At 68.0% G+C, this 20,279-nt stretch carries 18 protein-coding genes; 3 read left to right on the forward strand and 15 right to left on the reverse strand.

What is annotated here, in order from left to right; all coding sequences use genetic code 11:
* The 3 genes from ON33_RS31360 to ON33_RS31370 all read right to left on the reverse strand — a co-directional run.
* Positions 1-1,980: RNA polymerDNA-directed RNA polymerase subunit B (locus ON33_RS31360; protein WP_040862766.1), on the reverse strand; the 1,980-nt coding region annotated here is incomplete at its 3' end.
* 481 nt (positions 1,981-2,461) lie between these two features.
* Complete coding sequence (locus ON33_RS31365; protein ID WP_040862767.1) at positions 2,462-3,340, reverse strand: sigma-70 family RNA polymerase sigma factor; 879 nt, start codon at positions 3,338-3,340, stop codon at positions 2,462-2,464.
* Between the two features lie 2 nt (positions 3,341-3,342).
* Complete coding sequence (locus ON33_RS31370; protein ID WP_040862786.1) at positions 3,343-3,738, reverse strand: VOC family protein; 396 nt, start codon at positions 3,736-3,738, stop codon at positions 3,343-3,345.
* Between the two features lie 88 nt (positions 3,739-3,826).
* On the opposite strand from ON33_RS31370, the gene ON33_RS43665 reads away from it, so the two are divergent.
* The 3 genes from ON33_RS43665 (at position 3,827) to infA (ending at position 5,396) form a co-directional block, all read left to right on the forward strand.
* Complete coding sequence (locus ON33_RS43665) at positions 3,827-4,168, forward strand: LapA family protein (RefSeq protein WP_245550883.1); 342 nt, start codon at positions 3,827-3,829, stop codon at positions 4,166-4,168.
* 212 nt (positions 4,169-4,380) lie between these two features.
* Entirely contained in the window at positions 4,381-5,175 is a 795-nt protein-coding gene (locus ON33_RS31380; RefSeq protein WP_040862768.1) for a GNAT family N-acetyltransferase, read from the forward strand.
* Positions 5,172-5,396 carry a translation initiation factor IF-1 gene (gene infA / locus ON33_RS31385; RefSeq protein WP_040862769.1) on the forward strand — a complete coding sequence of 75 codons (225 nt, stop codon included), beginning with the start codon at positions 5,172-5,174 and terminating at the stop codon, positions 5,394-5,396. Before ON33_RS31380 ends, infA begins: the two co-directional genes overlap by 4 nt.
* Before the next feature lie 125 nt (positions 5,397-5,521).
* On the opposite strand, the gene ON33_RS31390 is transcribed toward infA, so the two are convergent.
* From ON33_RS31390 to ON33_RS31445, 12 genes are all read right to left on the reverse strand, one after another.
* Entirely contained in the window at positions 5,522-6,382 is an 861-nt protein-coding gene (locus ON33_RS31390; protein ID WP_083869434.1) for an amidohydrolase family protein, read from the reverse strand.
* An 11-nt stretch (positions 6,383-6,393) separates the two neighbouring features.
* Positions 6,394-7,134: an SDR family NAD(P)-dependent oxidoreductase gene (locus tag ON33_RS31395; protein WP_040862771.1), complete on the reverse strand. Its 741-nt coding sequence runs from the start codon at positions 7,132-7,134 to the stop codon at positions 6,394-6,396.
* 54 nt (positions 7,135-7,188) lie between these two features.
* The gene (locus ON33_RS31400; protein WP_040862772.1) at positions 7,189-8,325 is read right to left on the reverse strand and encodes a glycosyltransferase; all 1,137 of its coding nucleotides are present in this window, start codon (positions 8,323-8,325) and stop codon (positions 7,189-7,191) included.
* A 13-nt stretch (positions 8,326-8,338) separates the two neighbouring features.
* Positions 8,339-9,658 carry a glutamate-1-semialdehyde 2,1-aminomutase gene (locus ON33_RS31405; RefSeq protein ID WP_040862773.1) on the reverse strand — a complete coding sequence of 440 codons (1,320 nt, stop codon included), beginning with the start codon at positions 9,656-9,658 and terminating at the stop codon, positions 8,339-8,341.
* Positions 9,651-10,952 (reverse strand): GNAT family N-acetyltransferase, encoded by a 1,302-nt coding sequence (locus tag ON33_RS38735; RefSeq protein WP_051153172.1) that lies wholly within the window; start codon positions 10,950-10,952, stop codon positions 9,651-9,653. The genes ON33_RS31405 and ON33_RS38735 overlap by 8 nt, the downstream gene beginning before the upstream one ends.
* The gene (locus ON33_RS31415; RefSeq protein WP_245550885.1) at positions 10,949-12,289 is read right to left on the reverse strand and encodes a glycosyl hydrolase family 28-related protein; all 1,341 of its coding nucleotides are present in this window, start codon (positions 12,287-12,289) and stop codon (positions 10,949-10,951) included. The genes ON33_RS38735 and ON33_RS31415 overlap by 4 nt, the downstream gene beginning before the upstream one ends.
* Before the next feature lie 44 nt (positions 12,290-12,333).
* Entirely contained in the window at positions 12,334-13,635 is a 1,302-nt protein-coding gene (locus ON33_RS31420) for a Wzz/FepE/Etk N-terminal domain-containing protein (protein ID WP_040862774.1), read from the reverse strand.
* On the reverse strand, positions 13,626-15,002 hold the full coding sequence (locus ON33_RS31425) for a hypothetical protein (protein WP_040862775.1): 1,377 nt from the start codon (positions 15,000-15,002) through the stop codon (positions 13,626-13,628). The genes ON33_RS31420 and ON33_RS31425 overlap by 10 nt, the downstream gene beginning before the upstream one ends.
* 159 nt (positions 15,003-15,161) lie before the next feature.
* Entirely contained in the window at positions 15,162-16,166 is a 1,005-nt protein-coding gene (locus ON33_RS31430; protein WP_040862776.1) for a CgeB family protein, read from the reverse strand.
* Positions 16,163-17,437, reverse strand: a complete 1,275-nt coding sequence (locus ON33_RS31435; RefSeq protein WP_040862790.1) for an oligosaccharide flippase family protein — start codon at positions 17,435-17,437, stop codon at positions 16,163-16,165. Before ON33_RS31435 ends, ON33_RS31430 begins: the two co-directional genes overlap by 4 nt.
* Before the next feature lie 457 nt (positions 17,438-17,894).
* Complete coding sequence (locus ON33_RS40145; protein WP_040862777.1) at positions 17,895-19,220, reverse strand: glycosyltransferase family 1 protein; 1,326 nt, start codon at positions 19,218-19,220, stop codon at positions 17,895-17,897.
* Positions 19,220-20,260, reverse strand: coding sequence for a glycosyltransferase family 4 protein (locus tag ON33_RS31445; protein ID WP_040862791.1), 1,041 nt, complete (start codon positions 20,258-20,260; stop codon positions 19,220-19,222). Before ON33_RS31445 ends, ON33_RS40145 begins: the two co-directional genes overlap by 1 nt.
* Positions 20,261-20,279 lie beyond the last annotated feature (19 nt).

Here is a 20,279-nt window from a genome sequence, read left to right on the forward strand (position 1 = left end):
CGCGCAGGTGCCCTGGTTCGAACGCTCGAACTTGCGCAGACGATACGAACGACGGGTGCCGTCGTCATGCATGACGGTGATGAAGTCGGCCGAAACCTCTTCCACCACACCGGCTTTCTCGTTCAGCACCACATCGCCGGAATCGATGGCCGCCCGCTTTTCCATACCGGTGCCGACCAGCGGCGCCTCCGAGCGGATCAGCGGCACCGACTGCTTCTGCATGTTCGCGCCCATCAGCGCGCGGTTGGCGTCGTCGTGCTCGAGGAACGGAATCATGGCGGTCGCGACCGACACCATCTGGCGCGGTGACACATCCATGTAGTCGACCGCGTCGGCGTGCACCAGCTCGACTGCCGAGTTCTTGCGCCGTACCGCGATTCGAGCGGACAGGAAACGGCCCGTCGCGTCCAGCGGTTCGTTGGCCTGCGCCACCACGTGCAGGTCCTCTTCGTCGGCGGACAGGTAATCGACCTCGTCGGTCACCCGGCCGTCGATCACCCGCCGATACGGCGTCTCGATGAACCCGAACGGATTGACCCGCGCGTACACCGACAGATACCCCATCAGCCCGATGTTCGGTCCCTCCGGCGTCTCGATCGGGCACATCCGGCCGTAGTGGCTGTAGTGCACGTCGCGGACCTCCAGGCTGGCCCGTTCCCGATTGAGCCCGCCCGGCCCGAGCGCCGACAGCCGTCGCTTGTGTGTGAGGCTCGCCAATGGATTCCGGTGATCCATGAACTGCGAGAACTGCGAGGTGCCGAAGAACTCCCGCAAGGCCGCCACGACCGGCCGGATGTTCAGCAGCGACTGCGGGGTCACGGCCTCGATGTCCTGGGTCGTCATGCGTTCGCGCACCACGCGTTCCATGCGCGAGAGGCCCAGTCGCAGCTGGTTCTGAATGAGCTCGCCGACGGTCCGCACCCGGCGATTGCCGAAGTGGTCGATGTCATCCACCTCCACCGGAACCGCGATGCCGCCCGGCGCGGTCATCACCTTCTCGCCCGCGTGCAGCCGCAGCAGGTAGTCGATGATGGTGACGAGGTCCTCCTCGGTGAGCACCGGGGAGCCGACCGCTTCGCCGGTGTGGATGCCGAGCTTCTTGTTGACCTTGTAGCGGCCGACGCGGGCCAGGTCGTAGCGCTTCTCCTTGAAGAAGAGGTTCTCCAGCAGGGTCTGCGCGGACTCCTTGGTCGGCGGTTCGCCCGGGCGCAGCTTGCGGTGGATGTCGAGCAGCGCCTCGTCGGTGCCCGGGGTGTTGTCCCTCTCCAGCGACGTCAGCATGATGCCGGAATGGCCGAAGCGCTCGGTGATCTGCTCGGCGGTCCAGCCGAGCGCCTTGAGCAGCACCGTCACCGGCTGCCGGCGTTTGCGGTCGATGCGCACACCGACGGTGTCGCGCTTGTCGACGTCGAATTCCAGCCATGCGCCGCGGGAGGGGATGACGCGCGCGGAATACAGTGTCTTCTCAGTGGATTTGTCGATGCTCTGGTCGAAATAGACGCCGGGGGAGCGGATCAGCTGTGAGATGACAACGCGTTCGGTGCCATTGATGACAAAGGTGCCCGTGCCGGTCATCATCGGGAAATCGCCGAGGAAGACCGTCTGGGATTTGATCTCCCCGGTGCTGTGGTTGGTGAACTCCGCGGTCACGAAAAGTGGTGCCGCATAGGTCAGGTCCCGGTCCTTGCACTCCTCGATCGAGGTCTTGACCTCTTCGAAGCGGGGTTCGGACAGGGTCAGCGACATGGTTCCGGCGAAGTCCTCGATGGGGCTGATCTCCTCGAGCACCTCGTCCAGCCCGCTGGCACGGACCGTTCCGTGGGTGGTCGCCCGTTCGCGCCACTCGGCCGCGCCGATCAGCCAGCCGAACGAATCGGTCTGCACCCGCAGGAGATCCGGTACTGCCAGGGGCTCGGTCACGGTGGCGAACGAAACCCGCTCGGTCTGATTCGAGACTGCCAAAATGCGTCCTTCCAGCACCTCGCGCCGCCCGCACAGCGGTCGGTCGCGGTATCTGCTTGTCCTGTGGCCGTAATTCACGTGCACCGGTGCCGGCTACCCGAACAGCACTCGACAACAACGGGTGGACAAAGCCGCACGCAGACAGCGCGACCTTCCACGGTCATTTCACATTTCGAGAGTCGGACAGCGCCCGCCCAGGCGCGAATTCTCAAATTACACCCGAACACAACAGATGTCGAGAGACACAAGAAAATCGACACCGATATACCGGTGTCTTCCCCTTTCAATAATGACACCGCAGAACGCAATTCGTCAAGTAGCTCGCCGGCACCCTTTCTGGCCTACTTGTCACGACGAAAACCGCTGAGCAGCAGGATGTTCGGCCGAGGGCACCACCGTGTCGTCGTGCGGCAATTCGTATCCCGCGGGGAAAGAGCACAGGCCGGGGCCGAGTGTTACGGCGGCCTGCTCGACGTTCTCGGCACGGACCATCGGTAGTTCAGGCCCTGGGTAGATCCATAGCGGCGAGGCGGATGGGATCGGCCAGCAGGGTGATGGCGGTGACTCGGTTGCCGGCGACGGTGAGCGATATGACGGATAGGGGAGTGCCGTCCTCGTGCCAGGAGATGTAGCCGGGCAGGTTGTCGACCAGGACTGGCTGATGGTGGGTGATCGCGCCCGAGAAACTGCTTGCGCGAGTGGCTACTTCGGTCGCGCCGAGGGTGACGAAGACGCCGCCGGGGGTGTGGGCGGTGAGCCGCACGTCGGGGTCGAGGACACGCAGGAGGGCTTCGAAATCGCCGCCCATCGCGGCCCGGCGGAACGCCTCGGCCACGGCCCGTTGTTCACGGCCGGGGGCCGAGGGGTGGTCGCCGGCGCCCTGGACCTTCCGGCGAGCGCGGCTGGTGAGCATCTTGGTGGCGTCGGCGGACTTGCCGAGGATGCGGCCGATATCGGCGAACGGCACCGCGAACATGTCGTGGAGGACGAAGGCCAGACGCTCGCTGGGGCCGAGCGAGTCCAGGACCACCAGGAGCGCCAGGCCCACCGAATCGGCCAGGGCGACATACTCTTCCGGTTCGGCGGTCCAGTCGTCGGCGGTGACGACGAACTCGGGCAGGCCGTCATAGGACGACTCGTGCCGGGCCTGCCGCGAGCGCAGGACGTCGAGGCTGATCCGGCCGACGACCGTGGTGAGCCAGCCCGCGAGGTTGTCGATGGCGGCGGTGTCCTGGCGGGCCAGCCGCATCCACGCCTCCTGGACCACGTCCTCGGCATCGGCATGCGAGCCCAGGACCCGGTAGGCGACCGCCCGCAGCCGGTCGCGTTGCGCCTCGAAGGCCGTGGCCACCGGGTACGTCGAGCCGGATTCGGTCATCGCTACCGTCCCCGCCGCTGCTGCCGCAGCGAGATCCGGTTCCCGTCGGGGTCCATCGCCTCGATGCGCACCCCGAACGGATAGTCCACCGGTTCCGGATCGATGAATGTCACGCCCCGCTCCCGCATCGCCTCGAAGTCTTTCCACAGATTGTCCGATTCGATAATGAGCGGCCCGGGCGCGACCAGCTCCCGGCCCCCGGACGGCTGCCCGGCCGCCTCGGGAAGCTGCCACAGAATGATCTCCACGGGACTCCTGGACGCCTTGACGGTCAGGAACCGCCCATCGGGCCCGGCATGGTCCACCTGCTTCTCCAGGCCGAGTGCTTCGGTGTAGAACTGCAGCGCCTGGTCCTGATCGGTCACGTAGACGGTGACATACAAGATGTTCGACAGCACCCTGTCCTCCATTCGTCGGCTCGGCGACCCGGTCGTTGTCGGTCGCCAACCCATATGACGCGGGCCGCCGCGAGAAGGTAACGGCGGTTTGGATAACGAAACGGGCGAATCGCGGCAAAGTTGCGGCAAACGCCCGGTCGGGGCGATTAGCGTCGAGGGTCTGGTCTACCGCTTCGCCCGCGGCGCCCACAAGGAGGAGGACCCGGTGACCGAGACATCCAAACCCTCACTGCTGTCGAGGATCTCGATGAAGCAGTGGATCGCGATCGTCCTCACTGTGCTGGCCGTGATCTTCATCGCCGAGAACCGCCACCGGGTGGATATCGAGTTCCTGCTGCTGACCATCCGTTCGCCGATGTGGCTGGTGCTGCTGGTGACGTTCGTCATCGGCTGGGTCGTAGGCGTCCTGACCTCGCGATCCCGGCGCTGACGTCGAGCCCTTGACGGATGATGTCGGAAAACAGGTTGTGCGGACGATGATTCGTTCGTTAACCTGCTGACTACCGTGACATCACGCAAGGAGGTGAGACCCATGAACGCAGTACCGATGTGGGTGCTCCCTCTCGTCGTCACGGGTGGGCGAACGCTGTAGTCGTCGCCGGGAGCGCCTGCCTGACAAGGCAATCCCGAAAGGTGACGACAATGAATACTTCGAATCTTTCTTCGCGTGCGGGCGATTCCGCCGCGATCACCCGGGTCCTGTTGACCCGATGGCAAGCCGTGGAGAACGACCTGGTGGTCGGCTGTGGCGACCTTTCCACCCGACCCGACGGCCGGTTGTTCGTCAGCATCGACGCCTGGCACGACACGGTGTTCGACCAACTCGCGACCGCGATGCTCACCACCCTGCGCAGACCCCTGCACACCGTGGTCGACGAATCCGACTCCGACCTGCTGTCCCGTTGGGCGCGAGCCGGTTTCACGACCCGGCGCCGGGAGTGGGAGTACCTGCTGCCCACCGATCCGGGCAGCACCGGACTCGACGCGACAGCCCCGCCGCCGGACATCACGATCGTGCCGGCCGGGCACGCGGCCGAAGAGCCGCTGCGCGCTGTGGACCGGGTGATCCGCGAGGAGGTCGAGGCAACGACCGGCTGGCAGAACATGCCGGTCGAGATCCTGCGCGGTGTCGACGGCGACACCATTGTCGACCGGTCCAAATACGTGGCAGCGGCACGATCCGACCGCTACGTCGGCCTGCTCCGCGTGGTGCAGGTGACCCGTCTGCCCCGGATCGGACTGGTCGCGGTGCGAGCCGATCACCACCGCCGCGGTATCGCCCGGGCCATGCTCGCCCACGCCCTGGGCGCGCTGCACGCCCGCGGCATCACCACCGCCACGGCCGAGGTGAACGAATCCAATGCCGCGGCGACCGCCCTCTTCGAGGGCATCGGCGCCCGCCGCGTGAACAGCAACCTGGAACTGGTGCTGCGATGACCAAGACCAGCAAAGGAATAGAAATCGAAGGCACCGTGGTCGAGTGCCTGCGCAACGCCACCTTCACCGTGGAACTCGCCAACGGCCACCAGGTCCTCGCCCACATCAGCGGCAAGATCCGGAAGAACTACATCAAGATCCTCCCGGAGGACCGCGTACTGGTGGAACTGAGCCCCTACGACCTCAACCGGGGCCGAATCCTGTTCCGGTACAGGACATAACAGGCTGGACGGCGTCGCGATGAGCCGTTTCGAGCTTTTCGGACAGCCCGGCTGCCGTACGGCAGCCGGGCTGTCCGGCGACGGATCAGGCGTTGCGGAGGAATTCACCCGCCGCGTCACGCCGCCTATCGCAGGCGATAGGTGTCGAGCGCGTTGGCGCGGTAGAAGAACTCCGCCTCCTGATCGGTGGCATCGGTGGTGACGATGTGGTCGATCGCCGACACCAGCTCGGTGTAGGTGCCGGCCAGGGAGTCCACCGGCATGTTGGAGCCGAACATCAGCCGCCGCCAGCCCCACAGCGCCACACTCGATTCCAGCCAGTACTCCATGGACGGCCACGTCATATCCCGGCAGATGAGCCCGAACCCCGACAGCTTGCACAGCCACTGAGTTTCCTTGGCGGCCAAGGAGATCGCGTTGTGCCAGCCGGAGCGGGCCTCGGACGAACGCCCCTGCGGGAAGCCGAGGTGCTCGAGCACCACCCGCAGTTCCGGGTACCCGGCGAGGAAGTCGATCCAGTCGAGGATCTCGCCGGGCTTGGTCACCAGATCGAAGACCGCGTCGTGCTCCTGCAGCCAGCTCGCGATCGCGTCCGCCGCGAGCGTATTCGGCGACAACCCTTCGAACACCCGCACCCCGCGGAAGCGCTCGGTCCGCGCCTGCTCGTCGAGATGCGCGATCAACTCGGCCGTCGGCAGGGTCGGATCGACCGCTCCCACGATGGCGAACGGCCGCGAACTCGCCGCGGCAATGCCGTCCACCCAACGGGTTTCGTCCAGATAGGCGTGCGGTGCGGTGCTTGCCGACATGTGCACGAGCGCGCTCACCTCGACCGAGCCGAGCGCCCGATCGAAGTCGGCGGGCAGAAAGTTCTCCGCGATGTCGGGCCTGCCGGCGTCGACGAACCTCGCCAGGCCCGGGTACCAGGCGTGAGCGCTGGTGTCCCACAGGTGCATGTGGGCGTCGACGAGGGGAACGGTGGGCATGAGGGCAACTCCTAGACCATGGTGATGCCGCCGCTGACGCTGATCAGCTGGCCGGTGATGTAGCTGGCTTCCGGGCTTGCCAACCACGCGATGAGGGAGGCTACTTCGTCCGGCCGGCCCAGGCGCTTCAGGGGGATGGCTTCTTCGAGGGCGCTGAGGGTTTCGGGGTGATCGGCCATGGTGTCGTCGATCATGTGGCCCGCGAGCGGCCCCGGACACACCACGTTGACGGTGGCGCTGTGACGGGCCACCTCCCGGGCGAGGGATTTGGCGAAACCGAACAGCCCGGATTTGGATGCGGCGTAGACGGTTTCACCGGAGGCGCCGGCTCGCGCCCCGTCGGAGGCGACGAACACGATGCGCGCGGACTCGGCGTCGAGCATGCGGGGCAGCAGCAGCTGGGTCAGCCGCATGGGGCCGCGCAGGTTCACCTGGAACATGAGGTCCCAGGCGAGGGTCCCGCAGTCCAGGAACGGCTCCACGACCGCGACCCCGGCGCAGTGCACGACCGCGGAGACCCGCCCGCCGACGGTCCGGGCGGCCGCCGCGATGCTGTCCTCGTTCGTCAGATCCAGTTCCAGCGCAGTGGCTTCCGCCCCCAGCTCCGCCGCGGTCGCCCGCGCTCCCGCGGCGTCGACGTCCGCGACCCATACCGGCCGTCCGGCGTCCACCAGTCTTCGTGCCACCGCACGCCCGACATCCCCTGCTCCACCGGTCACCAACGCGCCGGATCCAGCTCCGACACCACCCACTGCCTCACCCTGTTCCGCTGTTCTCGAATCCGTCCGGATTCAATGAATAGTCGGTCAGCGGGAATTGTGCGAGACAATGTCCGCGATTCGGCCGCGGAATGCCTCGGGGGAGAAGGTGACGGCGTGCTTGCGGATGGTTTCGGGGTGATAGGCGGTGGGGTCGAAATCGCGCATGACCCGCGCGAATCCGGCCACCACCGAATCATCGGAACCGGTCGGAATGTGCTCGCCGGAGATTCCGGGGACGACGGTGTCCAGCGCGCCGCCCTCACCGACCGCGAGTACCGGTGCGCCACATGCCATGGCCTCCACCGGCACGATGCCGAAATCCTCCACACCGGGCATGAGCAGGGCCCGGCAGCGGCGGTACATGTCCTGCAGCACCTCATCGGAGGCCGCGCCCAGGAAGGTGGTCTCCGGTCCCGCCAGCGCCTCCAGCTGACGGCGGTAGCGGCCGTCGCCGAGGATGACCAGCCGCACCCCGGCCTGCCGGGCCGCGCGAATCGCGAGATCGGGTCGCTTGTAGGGCACCAGCCGTCCCGCGAAGAGGAAGAAGTCCTCCCGATCGATGCCCGGGTCCGGGGCGAACCGGTTCACGCGCACAGGCGGATTCACCACCGAGGCGGGCAGACCCCACCAGTCCCGCACCCGATCCGCGACCGCCTGCGAATTCGCCACCACGTGCGCCAGCCGCGGCGCCGCCCGCAACTCGTGGTGTCGGGCCAGCGCCCCGAGCCCCATCAGAATGGCCTGCCCCGCGCGTCCTCCGGCTTCACGCGCCCGGAACGCGCTGTCCCAGGCCCACCGGGCCGGGCTGTGCACGTAGGCGATCACCGGGGCGGTGGTGGCGAAGACCGCCTGGGTCGCGAAGGCGTGATGACTCACCACGACAGCGTCGTACTCGCCGTGCAGGGGAAGCTTGCGCAGGGCCCCCGGCACCAAGGGCAGCAGCGGCGCATGCGACCGCCGCCCGCTCGCCGCGTAGGCGCGTGACAGCCAGGTGTCGTACACGGGTCCGGCCGCGGCGTCGCCACCCGCGGCGGTCCGCAGGGCACGCGTGCATTCCGTGTCGGTGATGGGCGCGAAAACCGGTGCGCCGGGCCAGGTTTTCATGAACTCGGCGACCACGGCCTCGGAGCCGCCATACTCGGTGAAACGCTCGTGGACGAGGGCGATTCGGGGTGCGGACATGACAGCTCCCAGGTCACCGCGTGAGCCGGCGGGGGGCGGCCTTGCGGCGCAACGCGGGCGCCACGGGCCGCCCGCTGAGCAGGCCGTTCACCGTGCCCTGCTCCAGGCCTTTGCGGTAGGTCTCGGCCGCCGACCGGCAGGCGTCGATGGTGAGGTCGATATCGGCGTCGGTGTGCGCGGCCGAGTTCACGAAGGACTGCCCCAGCACGCCCCGATTCAGCAGCTCCTGCAAGAAAAGCGTCCGATACGGCTGGGAGGGAACGCCTTCCGGATCCCGGGTGAGGAACACCAGACACGACGGCCGGCCCGCGACCTCCAGATGATCTCCGATGCCGAGGTCGGCTGCGATGGCGTTGACCCCGGCGGCGAGGCGGCGGCCGGATTCCTCCATGCGCGCCACCGGATCGCTCTCCTGGTAGGTGTACACGACGGCCCGGAACGCGGCCAGGGACGCGGTTTCCGGCCCGTGGGTGGTCGAGAGCAGGAACACCCGGTCGGCGTCGGTGCGCAGCCCGCCCAGCTCCATGTACTCGCGTTTGCCGGCCAGCGCCGAGAGCGGGAACCCGTTGCCCATGGCCTTGCCCCAGCACGACAGGTCGGGCACCACACCGTAGATCCGTTGCGCCCCACCGGCGGACCAGCGGAACCCGGTGATCATCTCGTCGAAGATCAGCAGCGCCCCGTATCGATCACACAGCGCGCGCACGCCCTGCAGGAAGCCCGGCTCGGGTTCGGCCAGGGCGGTGGCCTGTTCGAGGATCACGCAGGCGATGGCGTTGTCGCTCAGGGCCGTTCGCAGCGACTCCAGGTCGTTGTACCGGAATCGCACCGTGGACGTCTTCGGTATCCCGGCGTTCATCTCGGTGGTCCCGATGAACCAGTCGTCGACCGAGAAGAACGGCTGGTCGCAGATCGCCACCGTCTCCCGCCCGGTCACCGCGCGGGCCAGCCGCACCGCGGCGGTGGTGGTGTCGGATCCGTTCTTGGCGAACTTCACCATGTCCGCGCCGGGCACCAGGCTCAGGAAGTCCTGGGCGGCATACAGTTCCAGCTCGGTCGGCCGAGTGAAATTGACCCCATCGGCGATGGTGCGCGCGACCGCCTCGACCACCGGCTCGAACCCGTGCCCGAGGGTCACCGAGCGCAGCCCCATGCCGTACTCGACGAACTCGTTGCCGTCCGCGTCCCACACCCGGGCGCCCTTGCCGCGCACCAGGATCGGAGCCATGGCCTCCGGGTACTGGTCCGCGCCGCGCGCGTAGGTGTGCGCTCCGCCCGGCACCACCGCGTGCAGCCGGGCCTGCAGAGCGGCGCTGCGCCGGTAGTCACGCATGATGATCCTCGTCCCCGGCCGTGATGGCCCACAGGTCGTGGTCGCCACGGTGCCCGTCGAGACCGGTGTAGCTGCGCATGGTTCCCTCCTTGTGCAGTCCCGCCGAGGCGGCGACCGCTGCCGATGCGGTATCCCCGGCCGCGATGGCCGTGTATACGCGGAACAGTCCGAGCCGGTCGAAGGCGTGGGCCAGCAGGGCTCGGGTTGCCGCCAGGCGGACTTCGTCGTCGGCGTGGGCGGGATCGGCCCAGATGTGCATCCGGGCATTGCGATCGAACATGTCGAGATCGAGCAGCCGGGCCTCCCCGGCGTAGGCGCCCGCGGCGTCGAGGACGAGGAGCAGACCGGCGGGGGAACGCACTCCCGCTGTGCTGCGGGCGAATTCGCGCCACCAGGACGGACCGGTGCTATCGGTTCCGTCGGTGGTCCGCGGCGCGCCGTTACGCCGGGCGGCGGCGTGTGCCGGGCCATCGGCGGGCCGCAGGCTGCGCAGGACCAGCCGGTCGTACCCGGGCAGGCGGAGCGCGATGGGCCGGGTGGGCAGGGCCTGTGTGGCGGCCCGCCACAGCTGACCCGCCCGATAGCGGGCGAGCACACCGAATATGATTGCGGTATCCGGCATTCCGTGCGCGCGCGAGGACCCGGTCCCCTCCTCCGGCGGCGGCGTCCGATGCTCGAGGGTGCGTTCGATCCACATCTCGGCGAATCCCTTGGGCGGAATCTCGGCGCGCGTCATCGACCACAGATCGTGATCGGCCCGCGCCCCGCCCACATCGAAATGCAGCCGCATGCGCCCCTCACGCACGAACCCGATCTGCACCGCACCGCTGGTGGCCGCCGCGTTGCGCGGCGAGATGGGCGCGTTGACGCGCTCGAGTCCCAGCACCTCGAAGCTGAAGTCCAGGATCAAACCGGCCGCGATCCCGCCGAATCCGTGCCGTCCCATTCGCGCGTCGATCCAGATCCCCATCTCGCCCTGCCGGGCCTGCGGATCGATATTGCCGATCTCCACCTGTCCGGCGAAGCGCCCGTCGATCTCGATGACGGTGGCCACCCGCCGCCCGGCGCGGGCATTGGTCGCCGCCTCCAGACATTCACGCACCCAGGCCTTCTCGCTGTGCCGGGCGTCCCAGTCCAGTCGCGAGGTGTGCCAGAACGGTTCCAGGAAGGCGCGATCGCGCAGCCGCAATCGCCGCCACTCCTGGTAGTCGGCGAAGCGCGGCAGCCGCAGCAGCAGGGTGCTGCCGTGCAGCCGCGCCGGGCCCAGTCGCAGTCGTGCCGGCGCCCCGTTCACGAGTGCGGTCGCTGCTTGCCCAGCGACGAGGTCTTGACCGTGCCGTCCGTGCCCACCGACAGCCGCCAGTAGGTGCCCGCCGAATCCTTCAATACGATTCCCCCTTCGCTGCGATCGGAAAGATAAGCCCCACTGTTCAATACCGCGGACAGGACGGTGCCGTCCCGATCCTGGACCTGCATGATGTCGGCATCGGGCTGACTGGCCTGCGCCACCGTGGTCCCGGCGAAGCGCGCGCCGTGAATGGCCCCGCGCCCGATGACGTGCCAGCCGTCCGGGAACGATTTGGGATCCACGTCCTGGTAGGACCCCGAGATGAGGTTGACGGCCGTACCCTCCGCCACGCCCTTGGGATCGACCCGCACCTCGAGGGGCGGTGCGTCGAGGTCCGGATCGAACTGCACATTGGCCAGATACGGCTGGCGGCAATGGATCAGATCCAGGCACACCTTGCGCGCGGCCACCTTGCAGTTGACCAGCCCGAACTGAGCGGGCCCGCCGGCCGGACCGCCGATGGACAGCGCGGTGTCGGCGCCTTCGAACCACACATTGGTCAGCCACCAGTCATTGGCGGGGCCGTCCACCACGAGGTGTTTGTCGGTGGTCCTGGGATCGTTGTCGGACACGAATTCCACATTGGCCAAAGCCAATCCGGCATTGTGATCGCCGCCGGTGCCGAGCACCCCGATATGGTTGTTGGTGAGTTTCGACGACGTCACATAGTTCTGGATGCACGAGGTCACGATCCCGAACCCGAAATTGTTGATATCGGAATTGATGACGGTCGTGCCCCCGGTGTTCTGATCCAGCACCAGCCCCCGCTGCTCCTGGAATCGGGGCGCGTTGTCGCTGATGTGGTTGCCGCGCAGCACCACCGAATCGAAGGTGCAGCGGAAGCACTCCGACAGCCGCACCGCCGTGGCCTTGGGTCCCGAGAAGTAGAAACCCAAGCGGGAGAACCGAACCCGCTGTTTGCGCTGCAACGCGATGAACGTGTCCTCGCCGTCGTAGTTGATGGTCGTGACATCGGCCCCGTCGCCCAGCACGGTGGCGTAATCCGAGAGCGGCGGGAACTTCCTCAGGTTGTATTGCCCGGCCGGAATGTAGAGCACCAGTGGCTTGTCGCTGACGGCGGCGGCCTTGGCGAAGGCGTCGGTGTCGTCGGCCTTCCCGTCCCCGACCGCGCCGAAGTCCTTCACGTTCCGCGCCGACGGCTGATCGGTGACGCGCGGCGAACGGAATTCCGTGGTGTCGGACTCGGTTTTCGCGCACGCCGCCGCGACCGGCAGGATGGCCGCCGCCCCGAGCCCGGCGGCCAGCAGCCGCCGTCTGCGCACGGCGGCCTCCGACCGGTTGTCCGTGCTCCCCCCGTCCTCCTCGATCACCGTTTCACCAGATCGATCGGATGCTTGACGAGCTCGCCGACGCTGCGGTGCGGGCGCGAGAACACGACCGTGCCGATCATCCGCGGATTGTCGTGGCCGAATGTGGCCAGCGCCCCGCGCACCTGATTGGAGGTGGTCTGCCCGAGTTCGATCACGCCGATGGTGGCGTCGACGCGGCGCGCCAGCGCGATGGCGTCGGCCGCGGCGGTGACCGGCGCCGCCTCCACCACGATGTGGTCGAATTCGCTGTGCAGCTTGGACATGATGTCGCTGAACCGCTCCGAGTCCAGCAGGTCCGGGGTGCGGAAGTCCATGCCGCCCAGCCCCAGCACACTGACCCCGACCTCCGGCCACGCCATCACCACGCTCGCGGGAGTCGCGCTGCTGCGCAGCAGCTCCGAGAGCCCCGCGGCCGCGGCCGCCGGACTGCGCTGGGACGATCCCTGTCCGGTGGTGTCGGCATCCACGAGCACCACCCGTGCGCCGGTGTCGGCGAAGGTACGGGCCAGACCGATCGCCACATCCGGTTCGGAGTGCGGCGACAGCGAGGTCAGCAGCAGGCTGACCAGCTCGGGATCCTCGGTGAGGCGGGTGCGCAGCCGCCGCAGTTCGCCGGCCGCGCCGGGCCGCCCGTCGTCGATGATGCCCAGGATCGGCACCGGCAGAAAGGCTTCCAGCTCGGTGGAGGTGCGCACCCGCCTGTCGAGCTTGTCGCGCACGATGGCGGCGGCCAGGCCGATCATCAGTCCGGCCAGCGCACCGAGAATGTAGTAGCGCGTCTTCTGCGGGCCGCTGGGCCCGCTGGGCGTCTGGGCCTTGTCGATGACCTCCGCGCGGGCGGCGGGCGCGGCGTCGGACTGGGTGACCTCGAGCCGGGACACCAGTGCCCGGAACTGGGAGACCACCTCGTCGGCCAGCGTGCGCGCGCCGGACGCGGTGGAATCCTTCACCGTGATGATGATGATCGTGGTGGCCGGCGGCGAGACCGCGGTGATGCGGCCGCGCAGATCGTTCACCGAACTCTTCAGTCCCAGCTGATCGCGTACGTAGGTGGCCACGGTGACGCTGGAGGCCAGATCCACGTACGAGCGCACGCGCTGCTGCGCGGCCAGCCCGCCCTGATAGGAGTCGTTGACCGACGTCCCGGTCGCCATCGACACGTACACCGAGCTGGACGCCGTGTACTCGGTCGGCAGGGTGCTCGCATATCCGTACGCCGCCCCCGTGCAGATCACCATCGCGACAACGATTATCGGCCAGCGCCGCCGCAGCAACCGCCAGTAGTCGATCAAACCCATTGCGCTGTCCTCTTTTTCCCGGATGGAATCGGTGCCCCCTGTAACTGCTCCATCCGTCTTCGGAATTCACCAACAACCAGATACGCCAGCCAGGCCAGCACGACGGCCTGCAGGTATTTGCCGAGCATCTCGACGGTGCCGAGGATGCCGCGCTCGAACAGGACGGGGACCTCGATCACCGACAGGCCCAGGATCGCCATGGCGAGGTATTCGCTGTAGAGGGCCCGGATCCAGATCAGCAGCAGCAGGAAGGTGATCGTGACGCCCACCGCCACCCCGATATAGCCGCCGAGCACGTAGCCCTCGTTGATATTGCCCTCCGCCAGGGACACCTCGACCGTCGACATGTCGACCGAGCGCCCGCGCACCTGCTCGGCCCACGCCGCGCCGGAGCGGAACTTCTCCGCGCCCAGCAGCTGGGTGGGAATCAGGCTCTGCACGGCGTGCAGCGCCACCTGACTCGGCGTCAGCCATGAACTGGGTCCGGCGAACCAGGAGTCGGTGGCGGCCTCGAGCAGGTCGAACCGGCGCAGCATGCTGAGGAAGGGGTGCACCACCGCCGGATACTGCGCATCCACCTGTGCCGCTTCGGCTTTGGCGGCGGCGTCGGTCTTCAGTGACTGCAGCCAGCCGAAACCGCCGAGGGCCAGGCCGATGATGCTCACGACCCCGACGACCTTGACTCGCGTCCAGCCGGTCATGGCGAACCGTACCGCGATGGCCAGTGCCGCGCCCATGATCGGGGTCTTCGACTGCACGGTGGCGGTCCATACCAGTTCGCCGCAGGTCAGCGCGCCGACCATCAGCGCGGTGGTGCGGCCGGACTCGTTGCGGTAGAACACGATCAGCCCGACCGCGCCCAGCGTGGCGAGAATGGTGACCAGGTTGATGAGCGGGTTCGGGCTCTCCAGTTCGCCCGCCTTGCCGGTGGTACCGGTCGCGTAGGCGGCCAGCCGGCCCAGGGTGCCGACCCCGTAGAGCAGGAACAGGGTCTGGGTGAAGATCGGCTCGCCCGCGAAAGGCGCAATCGGCGGGGTGGTCTCGCGCGGGCGCATCCGCACCCACAGCACGTAGGCGACGATCAGCCCCGCGTAGAACCAGAGACCGAAGATGACCGGTTGCAGCACCGCGGCGATGCCGCCGTCGTAGCCGTACTCGTAGAGCCGGGGATCGGGCACATTGTCGCCGTAGCTGGGTATGGGCTGCACCCAGAGCAACACCACCGGTCGCGCGATATACGACAGCGACCAGTGCGCGGTCTGCGCGATGAGGAACACCCGGGCGACACCGGGCAGGAACATCGCGGCGACGACGATCGTCACCAGCGCGGCGGCGACGAGGAATACAGCGAATTGTGCGGAGGCCATCACTCTCCCATCACCCGTATGTCCGCGCTGCGGGGCGGGGCGTTACCCGATTGCGGGGCTGTTCTTTTCGCGTTCGGCGCGCCGTAACCACCGTGCTCATTCGGGTCTGGGCGGAGCGTCGCGCGGCTACGCTGTGCGGCCGGATGCGGCCCCGGCCGTTCATGCCAGTGCGTCGACGATCTCGCGGGCGCGGTCCACATACCGGTGGCCTTCGGTCACGATGCGGCGATGCCCTGCCTCCGCGACCTTGGCGACCTGATCGGGATACTTGGTACAGCGCCGCAGGATCTCCCGGAGCTCGGCCGGGCCGGAGAACAGGTAGCACTCGGCCTCGTCCTGCAGCAGTTCGGCGTGCTCGTCGGTGCGCTCACCGACGAAGAGCCCACCGGCGGCCGGTACTTCGAAGGTGCGGCAGGTGTGGGTGTCGCGATTATCGGAGTTGAGCAGCACCAGGTTCGCGGTGACCGCGGCGACCGCGGTGGAGAAGTTCTCCCCGTAGACCGCGCCGCCGACATCGACGCCGGTCTGCCACAGCGCGCGCACGCGCCGCCAGCCCGGACCGCGTAACAGCATGTCCCCGTGGTGTTCCCGCGCCAGTGAGATCAAGAGGTCCTGCCGGTCGGGGCGCACCGCGCCGATGAAACCCACCAGATAGTTGCGGACGGTGCGACGGGCGGTGAGGTGATGCAGCGCCGGATCATATGCGCTGAGAACGAATTTCACGTTCCGGGCGCCCCGGGCTGCCAGCTCGGGAACATTGTGCCGTTTGGTGGTGACGATGAGGTCCCATTCGGCCTCGTGTGCCAAGTATTCCGGGCTGGTGTTGTACGGATTGGACACGTCATCGGGGCTGTAGTGCACATGCAGACCGGCCGGGGCGCTCAGCAGCCGCTGCTGGTCGAGGTGGACCGATTTGAACGCGAGCAGGAGGTCGGGCGCGAATTCGTGAGCGGCGTTGTCGATCTCGCGATGCAGGGCCTCGATATCCCAGGGTGCACGACGATGGGCGAGCTTCGAGTACACCCACGGCGGCGAGAGTCGCGCGGGCAGGGTGACCGAGGTCGTGTCGATCACCACCACCTCGTGGCCCGCCTGCTGGAATCCGTCGGCGAGCGAGCGCGCGTTACTGCCCACCCAGTCATCGCCGACGAAAAGCACTTTCACGCCAAATCCCCCTCGGTGAGCAGTGCGGTGGCCGGATCGGCCGGCCCATCGCGGCCGGCCCGTTCCCGGACCATGAGCCACCGCACCCGGATGATGTACCACAGCGCGACGCCGACTTCCGCGGAAACGGTGCCATGGACGAGGGACCAGACCGATCCGGTCCGGGCCGCGACCACCAGCGCCACCGCGGCGACGCAGGTACCGATGATCGCGCCGATCAGCACGCCGATGGTGTCCTGCTTGACCGGCAGTACGGCGGTGGTCACGTACGAGGTGATGGTGGTGGCGGGCAGGATGAGGATTTCGACGCGCAGCATGGGGATGGCCCCGTCGAAATCATGGGTATAGATGAGGTGGATGAGCACCGGGGCCATCACCCAGACGCAGACCACCGCCAGGCAGGCCAGGGTGACGCAGCCGATCAGCATCTGGATCTGATTGCGCCAGAACTGCTCATGGGTGCTGCGGCGGGCCATGCGGGGGAGCAGGGCGAAGCCGATCGGGTCCAGGGTGGACTGGATGGCCCGGACGAGGCGGTCGCCCGCGGAGTAGAGACCCAGCGAGGCCGCCTCCAGCACCGCGCCGTAGATCGCCGCCGAACCCTGGCCGTAGCCGGTGACCAGGAGCCGGGAGGTGAAAATCGGTGCTGCCATACGCAGTACGGCCCGGACGCCGTAGGGCCTGGCGGGCGGTCCGAACTTGCGGAACGAGTCCCACCAGGTGAGGGTGACGGTGGCGATCGAGGAGATCAGCAGGCACAGCACGGCCATGGTGGCGCTGGGGAAGCGCGGTAGCAGCCCGAGTAGAAGGCCGAGATAGCCGATGCGGCCGACGCCTTGGTACATGGTGGAGCTGCCGAATCGGCCCTGGCCGATGAGGAGCCAGTCCTCCGAGACCGACCAGAAGCCACCGGCGAACAGGCCCAGCAGCACCATATGGAGTTTGGGGGACACCCCGACCACCAGGCCGGCCAGCAGTGCCACGCCGATGAGGGTCAGGGTCGTGGCGCGAATGGCCAGGTAGGTACCGCGCAAACGGTTCACCTCGAGGTGGCCCGGATCGTCTTCGGGCACTTTGGCGGCCAGGAACGAGGTGACGCCGAGATCCACCACCAGCGACCCGATGAAATAGGACGACATGCCGATGGCCAGCAGACCGGTGCCGTGCGGGCCCAGCATGCGGGCCAGCAGTGGGACGGTGACCAGGGTGATGACGTATTGGCCGTACTTGCCGAAGGTCACCAGTCCGATATCGCGGACGATGCTGCCGATACCACCGAGACCGGACGATGAGGATTTGCGATGTTGGGCGTGCGAATGGTCTGTGTCGGTGAACGATTCGTCGTCCGGCGTATCCGGTCGGTAGGCGCCGGTGGCGTCGCGCACCGGGCGGACGATCGGGAGCCGCACGGTGGGCGGCTCGATCGGATCGCCGTAGAACGTGGGGAGCACCGGACCGCGGGAGGGAGCGGCGTAGCGGGCGGCCCGGGTCTCGTTGAACGACATCGCGCGGCCGCCGCCGTTTCCATGGCCGTTCGGGGCGGTACGGCCATGGCGCGGACCGGCGGGGCCGGCATCGCGGTTCGCATCGTGTTCGAAGGCGGAGGCATGCCGGTCGACCTCGGGAATCCTGTGCCGCATGTGGCGGCGCTGCCGTAGCCGGCCCAGTGTGCCGAGCGCCTCCATCCGTACCGTGGGCGGGTCGTAGACCGGTTGCGGATCGGTCGGATCATCCACGCCGCCACCGCTTTCGGGTGAGCAGCGTCAGGAACTCGGTCACGATCCGGCCGGACTCGGCGACGTCGAAATCACGGGCCCGGACGCGTGCGGCATCGGCCAGCTTGATGCGCAGTTCCTGATCGGCGATGAGGGTGTCCAGAACGCGGGTGAGGCCCGCGCGATCACCGGCGGTCACCAGCAGGCCGTTCACACCCGGTTCGACGATCTCCTCCGGGCCGCCCGGCCGGGTGGCGATGACCGCGCAGCCCGCCCGCATGCCCTCCACCACCACCTGGCCGAAGGGTTCGGGCAGCACCGAGCAGTGCACGAGGATATCGGCGTGGCGCAGATAGGATTCCGGGTCGTCCACGTGACCGGTGAAGGTGACCGGCAGGCCGAGGGCGGTGGCGTGCACCTCCAGTTCGGCGCGGTAGGGCTCCTCGTCGAAGAAGGTGCCGCCGACCAGGAAGACCTCGCGGGGCAGGGTTTTCACGTCGGCCAGGGCACGCAGGAACAGGTCCTGGCCCTTCCAGGGGGCGAGGCGGCCGACTACGGCGACGATCGTTTCGGCGGCGGGGCGCTGTTCCTGTGGGCGCGGCTCGTGGCGGCGGTCGGAATCGGGTGCGAGACGAGCGGATTCAGAGTCCGTTGCGGACCGGAGCGATTCGGGATCGGGCGCGGGGTGGGGCGGAGCGAGATTGGTCGCCGGGCGGTCGGGTGCGGGGTGACTTGATTCGGTGGCGGGCGGGGCGGAAGCGCCTGCGGCGCTCTCGCCGGCGGCGGGGAACTCGACGCCCGGGTAGGCGACGATAGCGGCTCGTCGCCAGGTGTACAGCGAGGCGAGGGTGCCTCGACTGTTGGCGATCACGCCTCGGGCGACGACCCAGCCGAGCAGTCGGATGATCGTGGCGAGTACACGGCCGAAGTAATCGCGCGAAATCCGGTCGTGCACATGCCAGACCAGCGGCACCCGCGCGCGGCGGGCGGCGACCGCGCCCATGAGCATGGCCTTGGTGCTGCCGGCGACCAGCACCGTCGCGTCCAGTTCGCGCACGGCCGCGCCCAGCGTCCACCCGAGGCGCAGCAGGCCGGTCGCGCCGACGAGCAGGCTGCGGATCCCGGCCTTGTCGATGGTCATGGCACGGGAGTCGAAACTGTTGGTGACCACGCGGGTTTCGATATCGCGTGCGGCCATCAGCCGCAGCATCGGGCCGTCCTCGGTGTAGAGGACCGCGGTCTGCCCGGCGGGCATGGCCGAGACCAGGCGCAGTGTCGCCAGTTCGGCTCCCGAGGGTGCCGCGGTGTGCGCCAGGAACACGGCTTTCAACGGTGCCATCAGTCGACGAGCTCCGCGTAGAGGTCTCGGTGCCGCCCGGCCGCGGCAGCCCAGGAGAAGGTCTCAGCGTGCGCGCGGCACTGTTTGGTTGCGGGCCGGGTGCCGTCCAACGCTTCGACGATGCGGGCGGCGAGCGCCTCGGCATTGCCCGGGGGGACGAGGAGTGTCGTATCCAAATCCCGTACGGAATCGGGCAATCCGCCACAATCGGACACTATGGGTGGGCGTCCGGCGGCGAGCGATTCCAGGGCGATGAGGCCGAATCCCTCCAGGGTCAGGGAAGGGACAACGGTCAGATCGGACCGGGTGTACAGGTCGGTGAGCTCCGTGTCGGACACCGAGCCGGTGAATCGAATCGATGGCCGGCCGGCCGCGAGCGCCCGCAGTTCTGCCTCAGCGGTGCCGGTTCCGACGATGACCAACCGGGCGTCCGGGTGCCGGGCCGTTACCGCCGCCCAGGCGCGAATGAGCACGTCGATGCCCATCCGCTTCTCCAATCGCCTTACGCACAGCACGATCCCGGTGTCGGCCTCGGGCTCCGTGGCGGTGAAACGCTCCAGATCCACACCCGGCGGAATCACCCGGACCCGGTCCGCCCGCACCCCGTAGTCGCGCACCAGCAACTTTTCGAAATGGTGTGAGAGCACGATGAACCGATCCGCCCGCGCATACCGCAGCCGCTCGATCAGATGCTTGGCCCGCACCGCCCGCGCACCTTCTCCCGCCATCCGGCTCTCCGCCGCCCACGGCCCGTGAAAGTGCACCACCAGCGGATTTCCCACCGCCGCAGGCCCGTACAGGCAGAAATGCCGGTCGATCACGGTGTCGCGAGTGAGCCCGCCCCGATCCAGAAACGCGGTCCGCGCCCGCCTCAACGTCGACCCGCCGACAGGCCCCCACGACCCCGCCCCGCCCGGCCCGTCGCCGAAAGCCCTTGCCTCAACACTGATTCGATCATCACGCCCGAGCGCCCCGTGCAAATCCGTGAAATACCGATTGAGTCCCCCATGAGCGGCCGCAAACCACTCCGACCCGGTCATGAACACCCGAATGGGCTGC

This window comes from Nocardia niigatensis NBRC 100131, assembly GCF_000308655.1.
Taxonomy (GTDB): Bacteria; Actinomycetota; Actinomycetes; order Mycobacteriales; family Mycobacteriaceae; genus Nocardia; species Nocardia niigatensis.